The organism is Micrococcus sp. GbtcB5, from assembly GCF_019091605.1.
In the GTDB taxonomy this organism is placed as follows: Bacteria; Actinomycetota; Actinomycetes; order Actinomycetales; family Micrococcaceae; genus Micrococcus; species Micrococcus luteus.
On record NZ_JAGXJK010000447.1, the window covers coordinates 1 to 238 of the forward strand.

At 79.4% G+C, this 238-nt stretch carries 1 pseudogene; it reads left to right on the plus strand.

What is annotated here, in order from left to right:
* Window positions 1–238 (plus strand): annotated as a pseudogene (locus tag KVS67_RS13065) (hypothetical protein); the annotation flags it as partial.

Consider the following 238-nt stretch of genomic DNA (forward strand, 5'->3'; position numbering starts at 1 on the left):
GATCGCGGGCTATGAGATCCCGCACCTGCACGTGCACGTGTGGCCCACCACCGCGCTCGCCGACTTCGACCTGGCCCGCGTGGACTACGCCCCCGATCCGGCGGACCTGGACGTCGCCGCCGCCCGCCTCCGCGCGGCCCTGCGGGCCCTGGGCCACGGCGAGGTCGTCCCGCCGGTCTGGCGGCCCGCCCCGCCCGGGCCCGGCTCTGGCGCGCGTGGCCCAGGCGTGCGCCTGACG